Annotated in this window: 4 protein-coding genes; all 4 read right to left on the reverse strand. The window is 55.5% G+C overall.

Annotated elements, in window-relative coordinates:
* Positions 1-498 precede the first annotated feature (498 nt).
* Positions 499-1,230, reverse strand: a complete 732-nt coding sequence (locus CW742_RS08980; protein WP_292419381.1) for a class I SAM-dependent methyltransferase — start codon at positions 1,228-1,230, stop codon at positions 499-501.
* Positions 1,227-2,222, reverse strand: a complete 996-nt coding sequence (locus CW742_RS08985; RefSeq protein ID WP_292419383.1) for an AAA family ATPase — start codon at positions 2,220-2,222, stop codon at positions 1,227-1,229. The genes CW742_RS08980 and CW742_RS08985 overlap by 4 nt, the downstream gene beginning before the upstream one ends.
* Positions 2,209-2,940, reverse strand: coding sequence for a 4-phosphopantoate--beta-alanine ligase (locus CW742_RS08990; RefSeq protein ID WP_292419385.1), 732 nt, complete (start codon positions 2,938-2,940; stop codon positions 2,209-2,211). Before CW742_RS08990 ends, CW742_RS08985 begins: the two co-directional genes overlap by 14 nt.
* The coding region (locus CW742_RS08995) for a GHMP kinase (protein WP_292419387.1) at positions 2,937-3,547 on the reverse strand (611 nt) is incomplete at its 5' end. The genes CW742_RS08995 and CW742_RS08990, both read right to left, overlap by 4 nt.

Here is a 3,547-nt window from a genome sequence, read left to right on the forward strand (position 1 = left end):
GGGCGAGGGTCGGCAGACCCCGAGCGCCCGTGGTTCCATCCCTGTCTGACACAACCCCACACGGTTTTTCTACAGGGCCTAAGAAGGAAAATAATGCCGCCATGGTGACAGCCGAAAAAATCTCCCGGCCCCCCGGATCCGGCGATCCGGCCCCCAGAACCCCCTTTCTGGAGCCCGATCGCAGGTGACTTTTGCAATCTGTTAGGGGTCTATTAGCGCAATTTGGGCCTGCCGTCGTAAAACCCTTAAAATCGGACGCCAAAATGAGCGTTTCCGCAAGTTTATGTCAGGGTATCCGGTCGAATACGTCAACTTCACTGCTCCCGCGAGAAAACAGCCACAATAAAGGAGTTCAAAATGGTCTCTGATCACAAAAATAAGCCTTATTTGAAAATTGCCTCTTATGGGGTGATGGCACTCATATTAGCAGCGATGTTTGTTGGAGCCTTCCCTTCAGGTCGGGGAATCGTCGTCTTCCCTGGGAGCAGCATCCGGGTCTCATCCGCGTTTTTTTGCAGAAACGAAGATGTTGAAGGCCAGCTGGGGCACGCGCTTCTCGACAAATGGTTCGAGTTTCGAAGCCAGCGAGAAGAGTGGATCGATCATGTCGATGTGGGCAAAAGAGCACCATTTGACAGAAATATCTGTGAATCCGGCGTGTGAGAAAAGTCGCGTCATCTCTTCTTCGTTGTAGTATCGTTCGCCAAAATTTTTCATCACAACGTGCTGGATTTTTACTTTTTCACTGATATGATAGAGCGCTGGTATTCCCTTGGTGATGAGTTTCTTCCCCAGCGTGCAGACAGCGATACTTCCCCCGGGCCGGAGTACGCGACAGGCTTCAGCAAGCATCGACCCGGGTGATTTCACATAACTGAAGACGAGGAGGCTCGAGATAGCATCAAAAGACTGGTCCCGGAACGGGAGGGTCTCGCCGTTTCCGGCAACGAATGCACAGCCGGGACACCGCTCGCGCGCTTTACTGAGCATCTTCTCGCTGATGTCGAGACCCGTTGCCGTACCCCCGTTCCGCAGGTATTTTTCCACAAAGAGAGCAGTGCCGCAGCCAATATCGAGCAGGTCGCCATTTCGTGGCAGGGCTTTGATAAGGTGATCGCTTAAGTGGTTATGATATGGCCGGCCCCGGGTCAGGTGATCGTAATGGTCATCATACGTGCCGGCAACGGAATCATAATGCTCCTGGATCTTCTGCTGCTTGACCCGGGTCATAGGAAGATCTCCCGCATCCCGGTGGTGAGTGCACCGATCTGGATGAATTCATTGTTGGAATTCCGCATGCGGAACTCAGCATTGGCAAGGGTGACAGCTAATCGCGGGTCATTGTACTCGCGTTTTATGACCGTGCGGATCTCAAAAAGGACTTCGCTCCCCGACAGGCCGTAATCGATCAACAGGGATTCGAGCCGCCGCATTGCTCCCCTCGTATCGCCTTCCTTGAGGGTTGTGATTGCAGAACCCGCTATTGTTGCGGTTTCGGATTGCGCAACTTCAAGGATCTTCTGGCATTTGCCCGTGGCCAGTGCAACCTGGAGCAGCAGGGTGGCCTGGCGCAAATCTCCTCCGGAAGCCTGAACGATAAGGTCAAGGTCATCTTCAGAGCAGGGTTGGACCTGAGTGGCCTCCCGTTCCATAATCTGTTTGAGGTGGCGGAGCATGAGATCCTGTTCAATCGGGGAAAAAAAGAGCGGGAGGCAGCGGGAGGCAATCGCAGGGATGATGGCGCTTGAATTGGTTGTGGTAAAGATAAACCGGCAGGTACTGCTGGTCTGCTCCATGATCCGGCGGAGCGCCTGCTGCGCATCACGGGTCAGGGTATGGGCGTCTTCAAAGACAAGGATCTTGAATTCTGCATCGAGAGGCCGGAGAGAGGCGTACCACTTGATGATGTACTTGAAATTGGCAATCAGTGAGAGGTTCTTCTGATAGATATGAGCGTACCGGTCATCCTGTTCAAGCAGAGCCTTGCCCTGGCGGAAGATATCGGATGTCTGGAAGATGGTGGTATTCTGCTCCCAGTTCTCGCCATATAGTGCCCTGGCAAAACATTCAACCGCAACACTCTTCCCGGTGCCATGCGGCCCGGTGAGAATTACGTGAGGAGAGGTCTTCGTGGTGGCAAACGAGACAAGGTGGTGGACAACAGCATCCTGCCCCACGATCTCCGGAAATGTTGCCGGCCGGTATTTCTCAATCCAGAGCATGGGATAACCTCGCAGTTATCTCACGTATTGCTTCCGACAAAAGATAATGGTTGTCAAGCGTTGTAAGAAGACGTGTCTTCTCTTCGTCAGAAAGATCCTTGCAGGCCCGGGCTATTGCCGGAAGTGCCCGGGTCACCTCATCAACAACGGTCAGGGTAGCCGTTCGTGCTGTCCGGGAGAGCGGGTTGAGGTCGATCGCGATCACTTTTTTCCCCATTTTCACCAGCGCTTCGCACCGGTCCCCGTCTTCGAGGGGGACAAGGACAACGTCAGCGGCATACATCCCGTCCCTGCGGCACCATGCCCTGTCATGGGATAGCGGGAGGAGCCGTTCGGCAGGCCCCGAGAAGACGTCTGATCCGGCATCGCAGAGGATCTTTTCGATCTGTGCCACCCGCGCCTCGGTACGGTGGAAGAGGTTGACCTCCACGATTGCATCGCAGGCCTTCTGCAGTTCTGCGATTTCCCCTGCTGCAAGGGCAGCCGTGTTCCCGTTTACTGATATGACCGGGTGTGTGGCTGAAAGCAGCAGAGCGGCTGCGGTCTGTTCTGCAAGAAGAGCGCTTTTCGTGGTCTGCTCCCCGATGAGGTAATCGAATGCCTCTCCCCGGCCATGGGCGGTGAGCCCCTCCATGGCAACTACACCCTCCTTTGCACACCGGGCAAGACGTTCACGGGTCATGAGTGAACGGTAGCGCGGGTGGTCCGGGGGAATCACGGGTTCACCCCCGTGATGCGGGGGCCGCGATGGGCAAGCCGGCACTCGAAAACCTCCCCGTACGGAGCGAGAATCTCTTTTGCGGAATCACCGTACGCAAAGACTCCGTTGCCGAGCATGGTCATGCTGGCCGGAACATTCCCTGAATTGCAGCACCGGATTACTTCAAGAACCTCCGTTGTGGCAAGACCGCTTGTGAGTGCGAAATGCTGTGAAACAGAAAAGAGATCCTCGCCATTATGCGGGGCACGTCGCGGGAATGCCTGGGCAACCCGTTCCATCTGCTTTGGGGAACCGAGGACAGATGGTGTATGGATGGGCCCAAAACTCACTGCACATACCGGTTTTGTAAGATCATAACGCCGGTGAATGTGCGCATCGATCCCGGGTCCGTTCCGGACAACCCATCCTCCTGCCTGGCATGCAGCAACATCGCCAAGGCCGGTGCGGTGCTGCACCTCGGCTTCATGGGCGAGAACAGCGATATCGTGATCGGAAAGGCTGAGGCTGTACAACCTGTTTACGGCAGTCAGTGTTGAGAGCGGGGCTGCGGCCGAGAGGCCGAATCCCGCACCACTCGGAAGGGGTGACTCCGTGAGTACTGATT

The sequence above is a fragment of the Methanoregula sp. genome (assembly GCF_002835825.1).
GTDB lineage: Archaea > Halobacteriota > Methanomicrobia > Methanomicrobiales > Methanospirillaceae > Methanoregula.